This is a genomic window from Streptomyces capoamus, assembly GCF_014654935.1.
In the GTDB taxonomy this organism is placed as follows: Bacteria; Actinomycetota; Actinomycetes; order Streptomycetales; family Streptomycetaceae; genus Streptomyces; species Streptomyces capoamus.
In genome coordinates this window covers 44463-46197 of record NZ_BNBF01000037.1, presented here as the reverse complement: position 1 = coordinate 46197, position 1735 = coordinate 44463, and the positions used below count along the sequence as shown (strand labels likewise).

The following is a 1735-nucleotide window of genomic DNA, read 5'->3' as shown; positions in this document are numbered from 1 at the left end:
GACGTTCTCGATGGTGTACGCCTACAGCGAGAACTACGTCCTGCCCATCTCCCACGACGAGGTGGTGCACGGCAAGCGGTCGCTGGTGTCGAAGATGCCGGGCGACTGGTGGCAGCAGCGCGCCAACCTCCGGGCCTACCTGGGCTTCATGTGGGCCCACCCCGGCAAGCAGCTGCTGTTCATGGGGCAGGAGTTCGCGCAGGGCGCGGAGTGGTCCGAGGTGCGCGGGCCCGACTGGTGGCTGCTCGACCCGGAGTACGGCGCCGAGGCGGACCACCGGGGCGTGCGGGACCTCGTACGGGACCTGAACGGGGTGTACCGGGCGACGCCGGCGCTGTGGCAGCGGGACACCGACCCCGCGGGCTTCGAATGGATCACCGGGGACGCGGCGGACGACAACGTCTTCGCGTTCCTGCGCCGCGACGCCGACGGCACGCCGCTGCTCGCGGTCTCCCACCTGTCCGCCACGGTCCGCCACGACTACCGGCTCGGAGTGCCGGACGACGTCCCCGCCTGGGCGGAGGTGCTGAACACCGACGCGGCCCGCTACGGCGGCGGCGACGTCACCCACCCGGACGTCGTCAAGCCCGAGCCCCAGCCGTGGCACGGCCGGCCGGCGAGCATCCGGCTGACCCTGCCCCCGCTGGCGACGGTCTGGCTGCGCCCGGCCTGACCTGCCCTCCGCCTCCGTCCCGCAGGTCGTGGCGGCGGGGACGGTGGCGGCGGCCCGGTGCCGGTGCAGGTCACGGTGACCTCCCGGCCGGAGCGGCACACCCGCGGTCCGTCCGGCGGGTGAGGCCTGCCGTTCCGGTCCCCGGGGGCGGCGGCCCCGGCAGGCCCCGCGGGCCCGCCGTCGTCGCCGCCCCGGCCGTCACCCGCCGTCACTCGCTGTCGGCCAGGCCCGGCGGCAGCTGCCCCGTGTGCAGGACGCCGAGCCGCTGGGTGGCCCGGGTGAGGGCCACGTACAGGTCGCTCGTGCCGTAGGCGCCCGGCTCCACCACCAGGACGGCGTCGAACTCCAGACCCTTGGACTGGCGCGGGTCGAGCAGGACGACCGGCCGGGTGAGATCGGGCTCGGCGCCGGCCGTGACGCCGTCCAGGCGGGCGGCCAGCGAGCGGTGCAGGGCGCGCGGGGCGATCACCGCCAGCCGGCCCTGTGCCGGGGCGAGTTCGGCGACCGCCTTGGCGACCGCGCCGGGCAGGTCGTCGCCGGCGCGGCGCACCCAGGGGCGTTCGCCGGTGGAGCGGACCGAGCTGGGCGGTTCGAAGTCCGGCTGACCGGCGCGGACCACGGCCGCCGCCAGCTCCATGATCTCCGCGGGGGTGCGGTAGTTGACGCCCAGGCGGGTGTGCTCCCAGCGGTCCTCGACGTAGGGGGCGAGGATGTCCGCCCAGGAGCCGACGCCGGCCGCCTCCGCCGTCTGGGCGGGGTCGCCGACCAGGGTCATCGAGCGGGTGGGGCTGCGCCGCATCAGCAGCCGCCAGGCCATCGGCGACAGCTCCTGCGCCTCGTCCACGATGATGTGCCCGAACGCCCAGGTGCGGTCGGCGGCGGCCCGCTCGGCGGCGCTGCGGTGGTCGGCCTCCTCGTGCCGCTCGGCGAACCGCTCGGCGTCGATGATGTCGTGCGCGGACAGCACCTCGGACGCCTCCGGGTCGCCGTCCTCCTTGTCCTCGAACTCGTAGGTCCGGGAGGCGTAGGAGACGTCCAGCACACCCTGCGCGTACGCCACCT

Annotated in this window: 1 protein-coding gene and 1 pseudogene; one reads left to right on the top strand and one right to left on the bottom strand. The window is 75.5% G+C overall.

All coding sequences use genetic code 11. The features are described from left to right. A partial coding sequence (locus IE312_RS43320; protein ID WP_229900831.1) for an alpha amylase C-terminal domain-containing protein occupies nt 1–673 on the top strand: 673 nt, incomplete at its 5' end. A 208-nt stretch (nt 674–881) separates the two neighbouring features. On the opposite strand, the pseudogene IE312_RS43315 reads toward IE312_RS43320, so the two are convergent. Next, nucleotides 882–1735, bottom strand: a pseudogene (locus tag IE312_RS43315) (ATP-dependent DNA helicase); the annotation flags it as partial.